At 61.5% G+C, this 16,777-nt stretch carries 19 protein-coding genes, 1 tRNA gene and 2 pseudogenes; 14 read left to right on the top strand and 8 right to left on the bottom strand.

Going from position 1 to position 16,777, the window contains the following annotated elements; genetic code table 11:
• Window positions 1–21: 21 nt before the first annotated feature.
• A complete protein-coding gene (locus tag BB029_RS08865) occupies window positions 22–1,209 on the top strand; it encodes a cyanate transporter (protein WP_065938910.1) in 1,188 nt (395 codons plus the stop codon).
• A 137-nt stretch (window positions 1,210–1,346) separates the two neighbouring features.
• Complete coding sequence (locus BB029_RS08860) at window positions 1,347–2,282, top strand: LysR family transcriptional regulator (protein ID WP_065938909.1); 936 nt, start codon at window positions 1,347–1,349, stop codon at window positions 2,280–2,282.
• 15 nt (window positions 2,283–2,297) lie between these two features.
• On the opposite strand, the gene BB029_RS08855 is transcribed toward BB029_RS08860, so the two are convergent.
• Window positions 2,298–2,660, bottom strand: a complete 363-nt coding sequence (locus tag BB029_RS08855; protein WP_065938908.1) for a 5-carboxymethyl-2-hydroxymuconate Delta-isomerase — start codon at window positions 2,658–2,660, stop codon at window positions 2,298–2,300.
• 55 nt (window positions 2,661–2,715) lie between these two features.
• Window positions 2,716–3,639, bottom strand: a complete 924-nt coding sequence (locus tag BB029_RS08850) for a LysR substrate-binding domain-containing protein (protein WP_065938907.1) — start codon at window positions 3,637–3,639, stop codon at window positions 2,716–2,718.
• A 127-nt stretch (window positions 3,640–3,766) separates the two neighbouring features.
• On the opposite strand from BB029_RS08850, the gene BB029_RS08845 reads away from it, so the two are divergent.
• Window positions 3,767–3,946, top strand: coding sequence for a hypothetical protein (locus tag BB029_RS08845; RefSeq protein WP_065938906.1), 180 nt, complete (start codon window positions 3,767–3,769; stop codon window positions 3,944–3,946).
• 179 nt (window positions 3,947–4,125) lie between these two features.
• On the opposite strand, the gene BB029_RS33165 is transcribed toward BB029_RS08845, so the two are convergent.
• On the bottom strand, window positions 4,126–4,269 hold the full coding sequence (locus BB029_RS33165; RefSeq protein ID WP_162844254.1) for a hypothetical protein: 144 nt from the start codon (window positions 4,267–4,269) through the stop codon (window positions 4,126–4,128).
• A 196-nt stretch (window positions 4,270–4,465) separates the two neighbouring features.
• On the opposite strand from BB029_RS33165, the gene BB029_RS08835 reads away from it, so the two are divergent.
• The 10 genes from BB029_RS08835 to BB029_RS08790 all read left to right on the top strand — a co-directional run bounded on the left by BB029_RS08835 (window position 4,466) and on the right by BB029_RS08790 (window position 12,963).
• Window positions 4,466–5,770 (top strand): MFS transporter, encoded by a 1,305-nt coding sequence (locus BB029_RS08835; protein ID WP_065938904.1) that lies wholly within the window; start codon window positions 4,466–4,468, stop codon window positions 5,768–5,770.
• A complete protein-coding gene (locus tag BB029_RS08830; protein WP_065938903.1) occupies window positions 5,770–6,528 on the top strand; it encodes a substrate-binding domain-containing protein in 759 nt (252 codons plus the stop codon). The genes BB029_RS08835 and BB029_RS08830 overlap by 1 nt, the downstream gene beginning before the upstream one ends.
• Before the next feature lie 298 nt (window positions 6,529–6,826).
• A complete protein-coding gene (locus BB029_RS08825; protein WP_027604298.1) occupies window positions 6,827–7,678 on the top strand; it encodes an STAS domain-containing protein in 852 nt (283 codons plus the stop codon).
• 2 nt (window positions 7,679–7,680) lie between these two features.
• Window positions 7,681–8,043 (top strand): STAS domain-containing protein, encoded by a 363-nt coding sequence (locus BB029_RS08820; protein ID WP_065938902.1) that lies wholly within the window; start codon window positions 7,681–7,683, stop codon window positions 8,041–8,043.
• The gene (locus BB029_RS08815) at window positions 8,040–8,444 is read left to right on the top strand and encodes an anti-sigma regulatory factor (protein ID WP_065938901.1); all 405 of its coding nucleotides are present in this window, start codon (window positions 8,040–8,042) and stop codon (window positions 8,442–8,444) included. Before BB029_RS08820 ends, BB029_RS08815 begins: the two co-directional genes overlap by 4 nt.
• The gene (locus BB029_RS08810) at window positions 8,435–9,442 is read left to right on the top strand and encodes an ATP-binding protein (protein WP_083236356.1); all 1,008 of its coding nucleotides are present in this window, start codon (window positions 8,435–8,437) and stop codon (window positions 9,440–9,442) included. Before BB029_RS08815 ends, BB029_RS08810 begins: the two co-directional genes overlap by 10 nt.
• Window positions 9,435–10,298, top strand: a complete 864-nt coding sequence (locus tag BB029_RS08805) for a sensor histidine kinase KdpD (RefSeq protein WP_065938900.1) — start codon at window positions 9,435–9,437, stop codon at window positions 10,296–10,298. The genes BB029_RS08810 and BB029_RS08805 overlap by 8 nt, the downstream gene beginning before the upstream one ends.
• Window positions 10,288–12,222 carry a response regulator gene (locus BB029_RS08800; protein ID WP_065938899.1) on the top strand — a complete coding sequence of 645 codons (1,935 nt, stop codon included), beginning with the start codon at window positions 10,288–10,290 and terminating at the stop codon, window positions 12,220–12,222. Before BB029_RS08805 ends, BB029_RS08800 begins: the two co-directional genes overlap by 11 nt.
• Window positions 12,223–12,470: 248 nt before the next feature.
• Complete coding sequence (locus BB029_RS08795; RefSeq protein WP_027604304.1) at window positions 12,471–12,683, top strand: cold-shock protein; 213 nt, start codon at window positions 12,471–12,473, stop codon at window positions 12,681–12,683.
• Between the two features lie 67 nt (window positions 12,684–12,750).
• On the top strand, window positions 12,751–12,963 hold the full coding sequence (locus tag BB029_RS08790; protein ID WP_065938898.1) for a cold-shock protein: 213 nt from the start codon (window positions 12,751–12,753) through the stop codon (window positions 12,961–12,963).
• Between the two features lie 13 nt (window positions 12,964–12,976).
• On the opposite strand, the gene BB029_RS34125 is transcribed toward BB029_RS08790, so the two are convergent.
• Window positions 12,977–13,786 (bottom strand): methyl-accepting chemotaxis protein, encoded by an 810-nt coding sequence (locus BB029_RS34125; RefSeq protein WP_371914500.1) that lies wholly within the window; start codon window positions 13,784–13,786, stop codon window positions 12,977–12,979.
• 48 nt (window positions 13,787–13,834) lie between these two features.
• Window positions 13,835–14,602, bottom strand: a pseudogene (locus tag BB029_RS34120) (MCP four helix bundle domain-containing protein); the annotation flags it as partial.
• A gap of 80 nt (window positions 14,603–14,682) precedes the next feature.
• Here BB029_RS34120 and BB029_RS08780 point away from each other — a divergent pair.
• Window positions 14,683–14,964 (top strand): annotated as a pseudogene (locus tag BB029_RS08780) (type II toxin-antitoxin system HigA family antitoxin); the annotation flags it as partial.
• A gap of 138 nt (window positions 14,965–15,102) precedes the next feature.
• Here the strand turns inward: BB029_RS08780 and BB029_RS08775 are convergent.
• From BB029_RS08775 to BB029_RS08765, 3 genes are all read right to left on the bottom strand, one after another.
• Window positions 15,103–15,192: transfer RNA gene (locus BB029_RS08775), tRNA-Ser, on the bottom strand.
• A gap of 83 nt (window positions 15,193–15,275) precedes the next feature.
• On the bottom strand, window positions 15,276–15,989 hold the full coding sequence (gene purC, locus BB029_RS08770; RefSeq protein ID WP_027604309.1) for a phosphoribosylaminoimidazolesuccinocarboxamide synthase: 714 nt from the start codon (window positions 15,987–15,989) through the stop codon (window positions 15,276–15,278).
• A gap of 27 nt (window positions 15,990–16,016) precedes the next feature.
• Entirely contained in the window at window positions 16,017–16,775 is a 759-nt protein-coding gene (locus BB029_RS08765; protein ID WP_027604310.1) for an MBL fold metallo-hydrolase, read from the bottom strand.
• Window positions 16,776–16,777 lie beyond the last annotated feature (2 nt).

The following is a 16,777-nucleotide window of genomic DNA, read 5'->3' as shown; positions in this document are numbered from 1 at the left end:
TTGTTCACTCAAGGCAGGCCCATGGAAAACGTTCAGGCAAAACCCACCACCGCCGTATGGCTGATGATCAGCGTCGTGCTGGTCGCCCTTAACCTGCGGCCGTCGATGGCCGCCGTGGGGCCGTTGTTGTCGTCGATTCGCGGCGAGGTGCCGTTGAGTTTCAGCAGCGCGGCGTTGCTGACCATGTTGCCGGTCATGGCCATGGGCCTGGCGATGTTCTTTGGCATGGGCCTGGCCAAGCGCGTTGGCGAGCACCGCAGCATTGTGCTGTCACTGCTGGTGATTGGCGTGGCGACGTTGTCGCGATTGTTCCTGGATTCGGCCCTGGAATTGATCGTCAGCGCCATTGCCGCCGGTGTGGGTATCGCCATGATCCAGGCGTTGATGCCGGCCCTGATCAAGTCGCGGTTCAGCGACAACGTGTCGCTGTTCATGGGCCTCTATGTCACCGCCATCATGGGCGGCGCGGCGCTGGCGGCAGCGTTCTCCCCCTTCGTGCAGGTGCAGACCGGCAGCTGGCGCATCGGCCTGGCGATTTGGGGGTTTCTGGCGCTGCTGGCCCTGGTGTTCTGGTACGCCCAGCGCTCGGTGTTGCCACCGTTGCCCCAAGCCGCCGCCGGCCCTCAGGAATCGTTTTTCGGCAACGGCCGCGCCTGGTTGCTGGCGATCTTTTTCGGCCTCGGTACGGCGTCCTACACCTGCGTGCTGGCGTGGCTGGCGCCGTACTACGTGGAGCAAGGCTGGAGCGAACAGAATGCCGGTTTGTTGCTGGGTTTCCTGACCGCGATGGAAGTGGTGTCCGGCCTGGTAACGCCGGCCATCGCCAACCGCCGCCGGGATAAACGCGGGGTAGTGGCCGTGTTGCTGGGGCTGATCATCCTGGGGTTCTGCGGCCTGATCCTCAGCCCGCAACACCTCAGTCTGCTGTGGCCGTGCCTGCTGGGCCTGGGTATCGGCGGGTTGTTCCCGATGAGCCTGATCCTGTCCCTCGACCACCTCGACAACCCGCGTCGCGCGGGGGGCCTTACCGCATTCGTGCAGGGCATCGGCTACCTGATTGCCGGCCTGTCGCCGCTGATCGCCGGGATGATCCGCGACCAACTGGGCAGCTTCGAATGGGCCTGGTGGTCGCTGACGGCAGTGATCGTGGTGATGCTGCTGATCGTCACGCGCTTCAACCCAAGGCATTACGCAGAACATATTCGCTGACGTCGTGTTGCAAACAGTATTTGTCCCACGCAAAACATTGAAACGCCCTACAGAGCTTTCTATTGGTACGGCCGTTCCGTTAAGCTTTCGCGCTGTCTTGTACTGACTTCGGTACATGGGGTTTACGGACGAAACCGATGTTAAACAGTAACTTGCTCAGAAAACTCGATATGCAGGACTTGATGGTGTTTATCGCCGTCTATGACCAGAGCAGCGTTACCGACGTGTCAGAAACGCTGTTCGTCAGCCAGTCCACCGTGAGCTACAGCCTGAAGAAACTGCGGACCAGTTTTGAAGACGAGCTGTTTATCAACACGCGGGCGGGCATGCGGCCTACGTACAAGGCCACTACCATGTACGCCCATGTGCAGAAGATCCTCGAAAGCATCAACCTGTGCCACGCCGGTGGCCAGGCCTTCGACCCGACCCAGAAGGCCGTGACCTTCAATGTCTGCGCGCCGGAGTACTTCGAACAACTGATCCTGCCGCGCCTGTTGAAGCATTTCGACCGCGCCGACCTGCCGGTGATCGTCAATGTGCAGAAACTGGAAGCCGACATCCCCGCCGACGACCTGCGCGAGGGCCGCCTGGACCTGGTGATCTGCTTCGGACCGCACTTTCACCGCGCCCATAAAGACTTCAAGACCCAAATGCTGCTGGAGGACGATCTGGTGTGCGTCTTCGATAAACGCTCGGCACCGCGCGAGTCGGCGTTCAGCCTGCAATCATTCGTCGAGCGGCGCCACGTGTTCCCCACGCCATGGACCTCCGACACCAACATGATCGACGGCTGGCTGGCGCGCCAGGCCCACAAGCGCCAGGTGATCGCCCGCGCCAACAGCTACAGCGCGGCGCTGAAGATGATCACCGGCACCGACTTCATCGTCACCCTGCCGCGCCGCGTGCAGAAACTGCTGGCACCGGCGACGGTGTTCGGCCACTGCGAGGCCCCCAACGGGTTGCCGGGGTTCACCCTGGATATGCAGTGGAATGAAAGCAGTGAACAGGACAGTGCCAATACCTGGTTTCGTGAACAGGTGGTGAAGGTGTGTGCGGATCAGGGATTACTTTAACTTCTGTGGCGAGGGTTAGCCGATGGCGACTTTGCTGTAGGAATCGCGATCCATGTCGACCAGCTGGACACTGAGTTGAACCTGCAGATCCGTCGGCCAGTCGCCCAGATCCTGCAACGCTGCCAGCAGGCTTTGCGACAATTGCTGCTTGACCTGCGGCGACCGCCCGCTGAGCAGTGACAGCTTCACCGCGATGAAACCGCGTGGGTTGAGGGAGGTGCCCACCTGAAAACTCTCGAGCTTCACGGCGCGGCTTTTGATATCGAACTCGGAACCGAACTGCCCGGACGCCATCAGCACATTGTTGAGCCTCAACAGGGTTTTCTCGACGGCCAGGTTTGTCAGGTTGGCGGTGTATTCCAAGTGCAGGTGTGGCATGGATGACTCCGAGTCATTCGTAGGAAAGTCTGTAGATATAGCACGGATAAAAGCCTCAGGCCTTGTTCGTCTGGCCCCGATCGCTCATGAACGCCTCCAGCCGCGAACGCACCCAGCGCTCAGCCGGGTCGGTGTCCACATGACTGAGCCAGACCATGGACAAATCCAGGGTCGGCGTCTCGAACGGAAACGGCTCGCAGAACAGGTTGCCCGACACTGCCATGGCCTCGGCCGTGTAATCCGGCAGGCTGGCGATCAGGTCGGTCCCGGCCAGCAGCGCGGGCAATGCGCTGTATTGCGGCACCGATAACACCACATGGCGCTTGCGGCCGATTTCCGCCAGCCACTCATCGGCAAACCCGGACACGTTGGCGGTGTGGGACACCAGCACATGGGGGCGCGAGCAATATTCATCGAGGGTCAGCGGGGTGTCCGAGGCATCGGCGCGCAGCAGTCGCGGACGAATGTGGCGCAGCAGCTTGCGCTTGGCATTCGCCGGCAGGCCACGGGTCTGGGTGATGCCGACGGTAATATCGCCGGACGCCAGCAGATCGGGAATCCGCCAATAGTCCACGTGCTGCACCACGAACACCACCTGCGGCGCTTCCTGGCGCAAGGCGCGCAGCAACGGTGGCAACAGGCCGAACTCGACGTCGTCGGACAGGCCGATGCGAAAGGTCATGGTGCTGATGGATGGGTCGAAATCGTGGGTCAGGCTCAAGGCCGACGACAGTGAGTCCAGGGCGGGCGACAGGTGCTGGATGATTTCCTCGGCGCGCGCGGTAGGTTCCATGCGATGGCCGACGCGAATAAACAGCGGGTCGTTGAACAAGGTACGCAGACGGTTGAGGGCCGAACTGATGGTCGGCTGGCCGAGAAACAGCTTCTCGGCCACTCGCGTCACATTGCGCTCGAGCATCAGTGCTTCGAAGACCACCATCAGGTTGATGTCGGCCTTGCGTAATTCATTGCGATTCATCGGCGCCTGCCCCTAGCCCAAGACAAGCCGCAGTTTAGAAAGCCGGACCGGCCGCGTCTATGTGCACACTGTTCATCACGCGGCTTTGGGACTATAAACAGCGCTCGAACGTCGCAGGAACACTCCCGTGCTGGTCATTTTTGGCTTGGCCATTCTGGTGGCCGGGTTCTGCCTCTGGCTTATCCGCTTTGTCACCCGCCCCACCGCCCGCACCTTGTTGCGGGTGTTTGTCGGCCTGTGCCTGGCGGCAGTGGTGGCGTACCTGGTGCTGGCGTCGGGTTTTCCTGTTTCGTTGCTGGTTTCATAACGCCCCTCTTTGAACTGGACGCTACTGCCTTGATGAACATCCGCAACATTGCCGATACCGGCATCGCGCTGGCGCAATTCGAAACCCCGACCCAGGTAACACCCGCCCCCACGGAGAGCCCTTCGTGGAGGCAGTTCATGGCCCGTCAAGGGTGCTTTTTGGCTCCGGCCGAACATTGATCAGGGCTTGAGCGGACGCTCCTGATCCCGCTCGGACAGCTCAGTGCCGTCGTCCGGGTGCTTCCAGGTCTGGGGTTTTTCCTCTTCATGTCGCCGGGGTTGCTCATGCTCCGGCTCATCTTGGCGCTTCGGTTCATTGCCCATAGCCATCTCCCTTCCGTAAGAATTGGTCATACCTTCCAGCATAGAACAGAGCGGGATCTTTGAAAGGCGCGCAAATTCATAACCAACAGACATTAATCAATCCATATTTTTCACTTTTCATTTCTAAATGTGTCAGCCACTATCCTCGGTCTTACGCGAAACAAGCATTTAAAAAGAACGCTGGAGACACAAACCCATGACTAGCCCTTCCCGGCCCGATTCTGCCCGTTCGAAAGTAGGTGCGGTATTCCGCGTTACTTCGGGCAACTTCCTTGAACAGTTCGACTTCTTTCTGTTCGGCTTCTACGCCACCTACATTGCTGCCGCGTTCTTCCCTGCCGCCAATGAATTTGCCTCATTGATGATGACCTTCGCCGTGTTCGGCGCAGGCTTCCTGATGCGCCCACTGGGCGCAATCATCCTCGGCGCTTATATCGATGACGTCGGTCGCCGCAAAGGGTTGATCGTGACCTTGTCGATCATGGCCAGCGGCACGCTGTTGATCGTGCTGGTGCCGGGCTATCACACCATTGGCCTGTGGGCCCCGTTGCTGGTGCTGATGGGCCGCTTGCTGCAAGGCTTCTCGGCCGGTGCGGAGCTGGGCGGTGTGTCGGTGTACCTGTCTGAAATGGCCACCCCAGGCCGCAAGGGGTTCTACACCAGCTGGCAATCGGGCAGCCAACAGATCTCCATCGTGGTCGCCGCCGCCCTGGGCTATGGCTTGAACGTGTGGATGGAGCCGGCGGTGGTTGCCGATTGGGGCTGGCGCATTCCGTTCGCCATCGGTTGCGTGATCATCCCCTTTATTTTTGTGTTGCGTCGCAACCTGCAGGAAACCGAAGAATTCGCCAACCGCAAGCATCGCCCGACCATGCGCGAAGTGCTGGCCACACTGGTGAAAAACTGGACCGTGGTCATCGGCGGCATGCTGATGGTGGCCATGACCACCACCGCGTTCTACCTGATCACCGTGTACGCGCCGACCTTCGGCAAGACCGTGCTGCAACTGAGCACCTCCGATGCGCTGCTGGTGACCTTGCTGGTGGCGGTGTCGAACTTTGTCTGGCTGCCGATCGGCGGCACCCTGAGCGACCGCTTCGGCCGCAAGCCGGTGCTGATCGCCATGACCGCGCTGACGGTGCTCACGGCTTATCCGGCGCTGTCCTATGTGGTGAATGCACCGAGCTTCGCCCATATGCTGGAGACGCTGCTGTGGTTCTCGTTCCTGTACGGCATGTACAACGGCGCGATGATCCCCGCCCTCACGGAAATCATGCCGGTGGAAGTGCGCGTGGCGGGCTTCTCCCTGGCCTACAGCCTGGCGACCGCGATCTTCGGTGGGTTTACCCCGGCGATCTCCACCTGGTTCATCCACATCACTGAAGACAAGGCCTCGCCGGCCTATTGGATGATGTTCGCTGCGTTGTGCGCGCTGTGTTCGACCCTGGCGCTGTATCGTCGCGCCAATGCACGCGGGCAGGTGATGCAGGGGGCGGCGTGATGAAGTCTCTGTTCAAGACCCTGGCGGCCCTGGCCCTCGGTGCCCTGGCGCTGACGGCCCAGGCCGAGGAACTCAAGGTGATGACCTCCGGTGGCTTCACCGCCGCCTATAAACTGCTGGGCCCGCAATACGCCCAGCACAGCGGCGACACCCTCGATACCGTCCTCGGCCCGTCCATGGGCAAGGCGCCGGAAGCGATTCCCAACCGCCTGGCCCGTGGCGAACATGCCGACGTGGTGATCATGGTCGGCTATGCCCTGGATGACTTGATCAAACAAGGCAAGGTCGACCCGGCGTCCCGCGTGGAACTGGCGGATTCGCGCATCGGCCTGGTGGTGAAGGCAGGTGCGACCAAACCCGCGATCGGCACCGATGCCGAACTCAAGGCCGTACTGAGCAAGGCCAAGTCCGTGGCGTATTCGGACAGCGCCAGCGGTGTGTATGTCGAGAAAGAGCTGTTCAAGAAGCTCGGCATGCCCGCCAAAGGCACCATGATCGAACGCCTCCCGGTGGCCGAACAGGTCGCCAAGGGCGATTACGAGGTGGGCTTGCAGCAGGTGGCGGAGTTATTGCCGGTGCCGGGTGTGACTTACGTCGGCAAGATCCCGGAAGACGTGCAATCGGTGACGCGCTTTGCGGCGGGCATTCCGGTCAATGCCGAACACCCTGCACAGGCCAAGGCGTTGTTGCAGTTCCTCGCTTCGCCCCAGGCACAACCGGTGGTGCAATCCACCGGCCTGGACTCGGTGGCACGCTGACCGAAACGGTATCTTCCGCCACACTGCTCCAATTCCAGCGCCGCCGACGGCCAGCTCCGTCCGCGGCGTTTGGTCACCTCACCTGCGGTTCCACCCACGGCACACTCAGCCAAATGGGCTGCTCCGACGCCGCTATCGCGATCGACGGCAGCATCGACCCCCATCCCGCCTCCACCCGCCCGAAGCGCCCGGTCCACAGGGCTTGAGGCAAATGAACGAAAACCTTCGAAACAATTCAAAGCACTTCAATTTAGTATAAATTGCATGCCACTCAACAAGGCATTCAAGGAGGTTTCCCGTGGCAACTCTGCAAGCTCACACCATCCAGGCACTGCACACCCATCGCCCGACCCTGCTGACCGAATGGGTTGCCAGCCTTGAAGCTTCGGGGGCCACGCGTAACGTCAAGGCCGAAGACACCCGGCAGCAGGCCAACGACTTCCTCAACCTGCTGATCGCGGCGCTGCAGCAAGGCGGTTCCCAGCCGGTCAACCATGAAAACTGGGCAGAAACCCGGGTATTCCTGGAAAAGCTCTCCCACAGCCGCGCCCTGGTCGGCCAGGACTCGCAACAGACCGCCAGCTTTATCTTTGCCCTCAAGGGCCCGCTGTTCGCGCTGCTGCAACGGGAATATGCCGAACAACCGACGCAACTGGCCGAACAACTCTGGGAAATCTCCGAGCTGCTTGACGCGCTGGGCATGCACACCATCCGTACGTTCCAGAAATCCCGTGAGTCGGTGATCAAGCGCCAGCAGGAAGAATTGCTGGAACTGTCCACCCCGGTGGTCAAGCTGTGGGACGGCGTGCTGGCCCTGCCAATGATCGGCACCCTGGATTCGCAACGCACCCAGGTGGTCATGGAGTCGCTGCTGCAGCGCATCGTCGACACCGGCTCGGAAATCGCCATCATCGACATCACCGGCGTACCCACCGTGGACACCCTGGTAGCCCAGCACCTGTTGAAAACCGTTACGGCCATCCGCCTCATGGGGGCCGACTGCATCATCAGCGGCGTGCGTCCGCAGATCGCCCAGACCATCGTGCACCTGGGCCTCGACCTGCAAGGCGTGGTGACCAAGGCCAACCTGGCGGATGCCTTGGCGCTGGCCCTGAAACGCCTGGGCGTCACCATCAGCAAGGCTGTTTAAGCATGGAACGTATCCCTATTTTGCAGATGGGCGAATTCCTGCTCGTGACGATCCAGGTCGACATGCATGACCAGCTCGCGCTGACGCTGCAGGACGACCTGTCCGAGCGCATCAGCCGCACATCGGCCCGGGGCGTGCTGATCGACATTTCGGCGCTGGACATGGTCGACTCGTTTATCGGCCGCATGATCGGCACCATTTCCGGCCTTTCGCGCATCATGGATGCCCAGACCGTGCTGGTAGGCATGCAGCCGGCCGTGGCGATCACACTGGTGGAACTGGGCATGACCCTGCCGGGCGTGGCGACCGCGTTGAACGTCGAGCGTGGCATGCAACTGTTGCGTGACCGGGTAGACCACTCATGACCCAGGCCAGCAGTGGCACTCACCCGGTGCTCATCGAACAGGACGTAGTGCTGGCCCGACAATTGGTGCGCAAGCTGGCCCAGGAATGCGGCATGCGCCTGATCGACCTGACCAAACTGGTCACCGCCGTCAGTGAGCTGGCGCGCAACACCGTGGTGTACGGCGGCGGCGGCCATATGGATTGGGCCGTGGTCGAAAAAGACCACCGCCCAGGCCTGCGCCTGACCTTTCGCGACGAAGGGCCGGGCATCCCCGACCTCAAGTTGGCGATGACCGACGGCTGGACCTCCGGCGGCGGCCTGGGCCTGGGCCTGACCGGCGCCAAGCGGTTGGTGGACGAGTTTGAACTGGACACCGCACCCGGCCAGGGCACCCGCGTGACGATTACCCGATGGGCCTGAATATTCCCAGTGCCCTGACCCAGGTGTTGTTGATCGAGGATGTCAGCCAGATCGGCCATGCCCGACGCACCGCGCAACAGTTGGCCGAACAATCGGGCTTCGACGAGACCGATGCCGGCCGCGTGGCACTGGTGGCTACCGAACTGGCCAGCAATATCCTCAAGCATGCCGCCCATGGCCAATTGCATCTGCGCCTTACGGGTAACCAGGGCGTGGAGCTGATCGCCGTGGACCGTGGCCAGGGCTTTGACCTGGACAGTTGCCTGGTGGACGGATTTTCCACCGGCGGCACCCAGGGCATCGGCATGGGCGCCATTGCTCGTGTGGCCCAGGTGTTCGACGTGTACGCCGATCAGCGCGGCACGGCGATGCTGGCGCGCCTGTATCCACGGGCATCGGCCACCAAAGATATCCGCTACGGCGTCAGCCAGCATTCCCTGCACGACGACCCGGCCTGTGGCGATGCCTGGCACCTGGTGATCGAACCCGGCCGGTTCAGCGTGATGGTAGCCGACGGTCTGGGCCATGGCTGCGAAGCCGAACGCGCGGCGCAGGCCGGCGAAGCGGTGTTTGCCCAAGACGCCTTCTTCGACGCAAGCGAGTTGTTCAACGACCTGCATATCGGCATGAACGGCACCCGCGGCGCAGCCGTGGCCGTGGCGCAGTACGATGCCACGGCAGACAGCCTGCGCTTTACCGGGGTGGGCAATATCGGCGCCAGCCTGATCGGCCCCGGCAAGTCCCGCGGGCTGGCGTCCCATCCGGGGATCGTCGGCGTGCAGTTTCGCAAGGCGCAGCCCTTCGACTACGCTCAAGTGGGTGGCCAGATGCTGATCCTCTACAGCGACGGCCTGCAGTCACGCTGGAACCTGGCGGACTATCCCGGGCTTTCCCATCGCCACCCTGCCCTGATCGCCGCCGTCCTGCACCGTGATTTCTCTCGCGGCCGGGATGACGTTACCGTCTTTGTGATTGCCCTGGAGGCCACCGATGGCTGACACCACCGTTTCGCTTGAGGAGCAAGTGCGAACGCTTCGCCTGGAAGCCGATGCACTGCGCGCCGAACTGGACGAAACCAACCAGGGCGTATTGGCACTCTATGCCGAGCTGGATACCCAGGCCGACCAACTGCGCCAGGCGTCGGACCTGAAAAGCCGCTTCCTGTCGTACATGAGCCATGAATTCCGCACGCCCCTGGGCTCGATCCTGAGCATCACCAGCCTGCTGGTCGACGAACTCGACGGTCCGCTGAGCCCCGAGCAGCACACACAAGTCGGGTTTATCCGCAGCTCCGCACGCGAACTGCGCGAAATGGTCGACGACCTGCTGGACCTGGCCAAGATCGAGGCCGGGCGCATCACGATCTCGCCGGCCTGGTTCGACATGTTCGATCTGTTCTCGGCGTTGCGCGGGATGTTCCGCCCGATCGTCGATGCGACGTCGGTGGACTTGATCTTCGAAGAGCCGATCGGCTTGCCCAAGCTGTACACCGATGACAAGAAGCTCGCGCAGATCCTGCGCAACTTCATCTCCAACGCCCTGAAGTTCACGGTGCAAGGTGAAGTGCGAGTCTCGGCGCAGAGAGTGGGTGATCAGGAAATCCGCTTTGCCGTGCACGACACCGGCCTGGGCATTCCGGCCGAATTGCACAGCAACCTGTTCGAAGACTTTTCCCAGATCGATTCGCCGCTGCAAAAACGCCTGCGCGGCACCGGCCTGGGGCTGTCGCTGTGCAAACGCTTTGCCGAGTTGCTCGGCGGCCGCGTCGGCGTGGAAAGTACCCCAGGCGTGGGCTCGATGTTCTTCGTGATCATTCCTCTCTCTATTCCTGGCGGGCCTGTTGATGAACCGTGACATCCAACTGCTGATCGTCGACGACAACGCGGCGACCCGCTATGCCCTGCGCCGGCGCCTGGAGAACCATGACTACCGCGTGCTCGAGGCCGGCACCGGCCAGGAAGGGCTGGACCTGATCGCCAGCCAAAAGATCGACGGGCTGATCCTCGACGTCAACCTGCCGGACATGAGCGGCTTCGACATCGTACGCGGGCTGCGCGCCGATCCGCTCACGGCCTTGCTGCCGGTGGTGCACGTGTCGGCCGCCTCCATCGAGACCGGCGACATCATCACCGGCCTGGATGCCGGGGCGGATGCCTACCTGATCCACCCCATCGACCCCGATGTGCTGCTGGCGACCCTGCGGACCTTGCTGCGGGTGCGCGACACCGAATATGCGCTGCGCGAGAGCGAAGCACGCTTTCGCGAAATATTCTTCAATATCAGCGCACCGATTGCGGTCATGGATGCACAGCTCAAGGTCCACGAATGTAACCACGCCTTCGCCCAATTGATTCACGACAACCTCAACCCCGACGCCCTGCTGGAGTGCTTCGCCGCCGATCAGCTCGGCGTGCTCCAGGAACTGTGCCAGCGCCTGGCTGCGGGCGAGCGCTGGAAGGGCACCCTGCACATGAAGGTCGACGGTCAGTTGCGCGAGACCGAATGGCAGGTTTCGCCCTACCGCAGCGCCGAATTGAGCCTGGTGTTTGTCGAAGACGTCACCGAGCACCGCCACCGCGAGCGGCACCAACAGGCCGAGCTGGCCAACGCCGCCACCCAGTTGGCACGTACCGAGGCGCAACTGTTGCAGGCGCAGAAGATGGATGCCCTGGGCAAGCTCACCGGCGGCATTGCCCATGACTTCAACAACCTGCTGACCGGGATCATCACCAGCCTGGAGCTGATCAAGAAACGCATCGAGACCCAGCGCACCGACAAGGTCATGGCCTATGCCGATGCAGCGTTGAGCTCGGCCCTCAGCGCCGCCGGCCTGACCAACCGCCTGCTCGCCTTCGCCCGCCAGCAGCCGCTGGACACACGGCCGATCGACATCAACGCGCATATCCGCTCCCTGGAGGAACTGCTGGTACGCACCATCGGTGAACATATCGCGCTGAAGCTGGAGCTGACCAACAACCCTGCCGTGGCGATGGTCGATCCGATCCAGCTGGAAAGTGCGGTGCTGAACCTGGTGATCAACGCCCGCGACGCGCTGCCCAAGGGCGGCACCGTCTGGGTGACGACTTACCCAGCCTACTCCAGTGGCAACCTGAAACTGGAAAACGGCGCCTACATCGCCCTGTCGGTGCGGGACAACGGGGTGGGCATCGAACACAGCGTCATCGACAAAGTCTTCGATCCTTTTTTCACCACCAAACCGCTGGGCCAGGGTACCGGGCTGGGCCTGTCGACCATCTACGGGTTTGCCCGCCAGTCCGGCGGCGATGCACAGATCCGCAGCGTGACCCGCCAGGGCACCGAAGTGACCATCATGCTTCCCGCCGCCAGCGGGCCTGCCAGCATCGTGACCAAGCCTCTGGCCGCACCCGGCCAGAGCCAGGGCGAACATGTGCTGGTCGTCGAAGACATGCCTTCGGTGCGCAGCTTTGTCGCCGAAATCCTGGCCGACGCCGGCTACCGTTGCAGCCTGGCCGCCAATGGTGACGAAGCGGTGGTCTGCCTGCGCAGCGACCCGAGCATCAACCTGTTGTTGACCGACGTCGGCCTGCCCTTTATGACCGGGCGCGAACTGGCAGACGTAGCACGCGAGATCCGCCACACCTTGCCGATCCTGTTCATGACCGGCTACGCGGAAAATGCCGCGAACCGGCAAAGCTTCCTCGGCGAAGGCATGGATCTGATTTCCAAGCCGTTTCACATCGATGAGTTGCTGGAAAAGATCCGCCGTGGGCTGGATGGGACGGCAGGCGAGCGTTAGAAGGGACAGGCGCACCACGCCACAAGGCACCTGCCTGGTGCCCGAAGGCGGCGAAAACCGAATGCCCGCGCGGCGCGAAAACCCACGGTAAAACGAAGCAGTATCGCGCAACGGCACAGGCGGCGAACCTGTCAGGAATGACAGTACCGCTGGTCCCGTGGCGCGTTGACGAGCAGCGGCTTCGGGACTTTGCTTATGGGTACCGCGACGAATCTGCAGCGGGGCACACTGGTTCGAGGACACCAAGAATGAGCGACAGACAGAACGGCACAGTGAAGTGGTTCAACGATGAAAAGGGTTACGGATTCATCACGCCGGAGAGCGGCCCCGACCTGTTCGTCCACTTCAGGGCAATTGAGGGCAACGGGTTCAAAACACTGAAGGAGGGCCAGAAGGTCACCTTCGAAGCCGTACAGGGCCAGAAAGGCATGCAGGCCGATAAAGTCCAAATCGTGTCCTGACCCGCTTGATGCCCGCAGACATACCTGCCCCGACGGGCCATCTATTGCACTGGAAAGGAGAACGGCCATGCCCAGGAAAACTCCACAGACTGCAATCTCCATCAGCAGCAAGACCGCCGCCTACACTGAACGGGACATTTTCTTTCTCAGTGCCACCACCGCCCAGGGCGGACGGCGGCTGCGCGAGGGGCAGACGGTCACCTACGAATTGGTCAGGGGCCCGGGCGGCGACTGGCAGGCCGTCAATATCGAGATCGTGGACGAGTCGACACTGAACTAGCCCGCGCATTTCACTACAGCTGAAACCTTGCGACGGCTTCGTTCAGTGAAACGGCCAGCTGCGCCAGTTCTCGACTCGATCCATTGATCTGCCCGGCGCCGGAAGAGGATTGCGCAGACAGGTCGCGAATATTGACGATATTGCGATCGACTTCCTTGGCCACCTGGGCCTGCTCCTCGGCGGCGCTGGCGATGACCAGGTTGCGCTGGTGGATCTGGTCGATGGAATCGGTGATCTGGCTTAATGCGCCCCCCGCCCCCTCAGCCAGGGCCAGGGTGTCGGTGGCTCGCTGGGTGCTCGACTGCATCGAGCTCAACGCCTCGTTGGACCCCGTGCGCATGGCGGTCACCATCTGGTCGATTTCCAGGGTCGATTGCTGGGTACGGTGGGCCAGTGCACGGACTTCGTCAGCCACCACCGCAAAGCCGCGCCCGGACTCACCGGCCCGCGCAGCCTCGATCGCAGCGTTGAGTGCCAGCAGGTTGGTCTGCTCGGCGATGGAGCGGATCACATCGAGCACCTTGCCGATATCCCGCGATTGCTCGGCGAGGTTCTGCACCAGGGTCGAGGTTTCGCCGATGTTGGTGCTCAGGGCTTGAATGGCGCTGACCGTTTCACCCACACGGTGCTGGCCTTCGCGCGCGGTTTCATTGGAAAGACGCGTGGACTCGGAGGTGGACACCGCATTGCGCGCCACCTCATCCGCCGCCGAGGTCATCTCGTTGACAGCGGTAGCGGCCTGCTCGATTTCAGCGGTCTGCTTTTGCAGGCTGCGGCTGCTCTGGTCGGTGATGCCGTTGAGGTCGGTGGCCGATGACGCCATCTGCCCGGCCGACTGGCGAATCAGTTGCAAGGTCCCGCGCAGGTTGGCCTGCATGGTCTTGAGTGCCACGAGCAGGCGCGTCACTTCGTCGTCGCCGCTCACGTCCACCGTTTGGGTCAGGTCACCTTGGGCAACGTTCTCGGCAGCCCGTACGGCATGACTGAGCGGGCCGACAATGCTGCGCGTGAGCAACCAGGCCAGCAGCACGGTGCTCAACCCGGCCACGATCACAAAGCCGAACACCATGGTGCGCGAACGGCTGTACTGCGACTCGGCCGCCTGGCCTTGCTGGTTGATCTGGGCGTTGTAGTAGTCGGCCAGGGCATTGAGTTGGGCCCCGGAGCCATCGACCACGGTTTTCATATCCACCAGCAACAGCTTGTTGAGTTCGGCGCCCTGCTGCTTGTCGGCAAGGATGAAAGACTGCGCCAGCCCTTGCTGGTATTGGCGCAGCGAGACCTGGAACTGGTCGTAGAGCGTGCGCACTTCGGGGGTGTCGATCACTGCATCGAGGTCGGCCAGCCGTTTGCTCAGGTCCTGGCTGCGGGTGTCCATCTGGCTACGGTATTGCGGGATGCTCGCCGGGTTCGGGTCCAGGGCCATGCGCAAAGAGATCGTACGAATGCGCAGCATGATTTCGCGAATGTCCGCCACCAGCCGCATCTTCGGCACCAGCCCGCTTTCCACCTGCACCGCGCTGGCGCGGATGCTTGCCATGTTCGACAGTGCAAAAAAACCCAGCAGGGCCACGAGCAAAGCAATCAGGGCAAAACCCAGACCCGCACGGCGGGCGATGGACAGGCTGCGAAGGGACATTAGGGGGGACTCTCTTATTGGGGGATACGATGTCGTACGAGAGTATTTCGGCCGTGCGGATAAAGACTTGAGGGGCGTACACCCAGGAAGGTGATTACTCTGACGTAATGATCACGCTGATCGAGGCCTATGAAGCCAAACACTTTCCCATGGACCTGCCCAACCCAATCGATGCCATTCGCTTCAGAATGGAACAGTCTGGCCTGTCGGCGGCTGATCTTATTCCCGCCATTGGCCGCCAGAATCGTATTTATGAAGTGCTGAATGGAAAACGAGCGCTGACCTTGCCAATGATTTGGAAGCTGCATGAGATGTTTGGAATTCCAGCAGAAAGCCTGATCAAGCCAGTAAGGCATGCTTGAAGACGGAATACGGTTGGTTGTGCCTGCTGGAAACAACGCTACGGCCCTTCTTGCTGCTCGGAACGAGTAGCTTGCCTCCAAATCTCAGAAACGAAAAAGCCCCGTAGCTTATTCAGCTACGGGGCTTTTTCTATGTAATGGCGGAGAGATAGGGATTCGAACCCTAGGTACCGGTGAAGGTACAACGGATTTCGAATCCGTCCCATTCGGCCACTCTGGCATCTCTCCAACGGCGCGCATCATAACAGCCTGTTTCGTGGAAGCAAAGCTCAAACGAGATTTTTTTCCGTGCTATCAGATGCTTGCGTCGATTAAAGCGGTACGCCGAGGCGCTTGGCGACTTCTTCGTAGGCTTCGATCACATCACCGAGGCCTTGGCGGAAGCGGTCCTTGTCCATCTTCTTCTTGGTGTCCTTGTCCCACAGGCGGCAGCCGTCCGGGCTGAATTCGTCGCCGAGGACGATGGAGCCGTCGTGGAACACGCCGAATTCCAGCTTGAAGTCCACCAGCAGCAGGCCTGCGTCGTCGAACAGCTTGCTCAGCACGTCGTTGACCTTGAGGGACAACTCCTTCATGCGTGCCAGTTGCTCGGCGGTGCCCCAGCCGAATGCCACGACGTGGGATTCGTTGATGAACGGGTCGCCCTTGGCGTCGTCCTTCAGGAACAGCTCGAACGTGTAAGGGTTGAGCTTGAGGCCCTCTTCCACGCCCAGGCGCTTGACCAGGCTGCCGGCGGCGTAGTTACGTACGACGCATTCCACCGGGATCATGTCCAGCTTCTTGACCAGGCACTCGTTGTCGCCAAGCAGTTTGTCGAATTGGGTCGGAATGCCGGCCGCTTCGAGTTTCTGCATGATGAAGGCGTTGAACTTGTTGTTCACCATGCCCTTGCGATCAAGTTGTTCGATGCGCTTGCCGTCGAACGCCGAGGTGTCGTTGCGAAACAGCAGGATCAGGCGGTTGGCGTCGTCGGTCTTGTAAACCGACTTGGCTTTGCCGCGGTAGAGTTCTTCACGTTTTTCCATGATGGGCTCCGCTTTGAGTGAGGTGGGCTAGGCGATATGTCGCCAGTCGAGCCCTGAATCTTGATCGGCCAGTTGCAGCCAGTCCGGGTCGCACCCGAGGGTGTCGACAAAACATTGCCGGGCAAGCGTCGGCAGGTTGTTCTTGCTGCTCAAGTGGGCCAGGACCAGGTGTTGCAGGTCTTGCCAGCCCAACTCATACACCAGGTACGCCGCCTGATGGTTGTTCAAATGTCCCAGTTCGCCGCCGACCCGTTGCTTGAGAAAGTACGGATAGTGACCGCGAGCCAACAGGTCTCGGCAGTGGTTGGACTCGATCATCAAGGCATCGAGGTTCCGGTAGCCGTCCAGTACCTTGGCGCAGTAGGAGCCCAGGTCGGTGAGCACGCCGAAACGCCGCTCTCCGTCACTGAATACATACTGCGTCGGTTCCTGGGCGTCGTGCGCCACGGCAATCACATCGATGCTCAGGGCACCGATTTGCAGCTGCTCGCCACCGGCCAGGAAACCTGCGGGTTCTATAGGTTTGCGCATCCCGCGCAGTGTGCCGCGACTGAGGTACACCGGAAGATTGTAGCGCCGAGACAGCAAACCCACGCCATGCACGTGGTCGGCATGTTCGTGGGTCACCAGAATCGCGCTCAGCTGCGAGGGGTGAACCCCCAGGCGCAGCAGGCGCCGCTCGGTTTCCTTTAACGAGAAACCACAATCCACCAGCACGTACGTGTCGTCATGGGCGACCAGCGTGCCGTTCCCTTGGCTACCGCTGCCGAGAACGGCAAAACGCATCG

The sequence above is a fragment of the Pseudomonas sp. S3E12 genome (assembly GCF_001702295.1).
Classification (GTDB): Bacteria; Pseudomonadota; Gammaproteobacteria; order Pseudomonadales; family Pseudomonadaceae; genus Aquipseudomonas; species Aquipseudomonas marginalis.
This window is presented reverse-complemented; position numbering and strand designations above follow the sequence as displayed.

Coding starts and splice junctions, on each gene's coding strand:
- BB029_RS08865 (WP_065938910.1), top strand. CDS start 22: ATGGAAAACGTTCAGGCAAAACCCACCACCGCCGTATGGCTGATGATC.
- BB029_RS08860 (WP_065938909.1), top strand. CDS start 1,347: ATGTTAAACAGTAACTTGCTCAGAAAACTCGATATGCAGGACTTGATG.
- BB029_RS08855 (WP_065938908.1), bottom strand. CDS start 2,660: ATGCCACACCTGCACTTGGAATACACCGCCAACCTGACAAACCTGGCC.
- BB029_RS08850 (WP_065938907.1), bottom strand. CDS start 3,639: ATGAATCGCAATGAATTACGCAAGGCCGACATCAACCTGATGGTGGTC.
- BB029_RS33165 (WP_162844254.1), bottom strand. CDS start 4,269: ATGGGCAATGAACCGAAGCGCCAAGATGAGCCGGAGCATGAGCAACCC.
- BB029_RS08835 (WP_065938904.1), top strand. CDS start 4,466: ATGACTAGCCCTTCCCGGCCCGATTCTGCCCGTTCGAAAGTAGGTGCG.
- BB029_RS08830 (WP_065938903.1), top strand. CDS start 5,770: ATGAAGTCTCTGTTCAAGACCCTGGCGGCCCTGGCCCTCGGTGCCCTG.
- BB029_RS08820 (WP_065938902.1), top strand. CDS start 7,681: ATGGAACGTATCCCTATTTTGCAGATGGGCGAATTCCTGCTCGTGACG.
- BB029_RS08815 (WP_065938901.1), top strand. CDS start 8,040: ATGACCCAGGCCAGCAGTGGCACTCACCCGGTGCTCATCGAACAGGAC.
- BB029_RS08810 (WP_083236356.1), top strand. CDS start 8,435: ATGGGCCTGAATATTCCCAGTGCCCTGACCCAGGTGTTGTTGATCGAG.
- BB029_RS08805 (WP_065938900.1), top strand. CDS start 9,435: ATGGCTGACACCACCGTTTCGCTTGAGGAGCAAGTGCGAACGCTTCGC.
- BB029_RS08800 (WP_065938899.1), top strand. CDS start 10,288: ATGAACCGTGACATCCAACTGCTGATCGTCGACGACAACGCGGCGACC.
- BB029_RS08795 (WP_027604304.1), top strand. CDS start 12,471: ATGAGCGACAGACAGAACGGCACAGTGAAGTGGTTCAACGATGAAAAG.
- BB029_RS08790 (WP_065938898.1), top strand. CDS start 12,751: ATGCCCAGGAAAACTCCACAGACTGCAATCTCCATCAGCAGCAAGACC.
- BB029_RS34125 (WP_371914500.1), bottom strand. CDS start 13,786: ATGGCGTCATCGGCCACCGACCTCAACGGCATCACCGACCAGAGCAGC.
- purC (WP_027604309.1), bottom strand. CDS start 15,989: ATGGAAAAACGTGAAGAACTCTACCGCGGCAAAGCCAAGTCGGTTTAC.
- BB029_RS08765 (WP_027604310.1), bottom strand. CDS start 16,775: ATGCGTTTTGCCGTTCTCGGCAGCGGTAGCCAAGGGAACGGCACGCTG.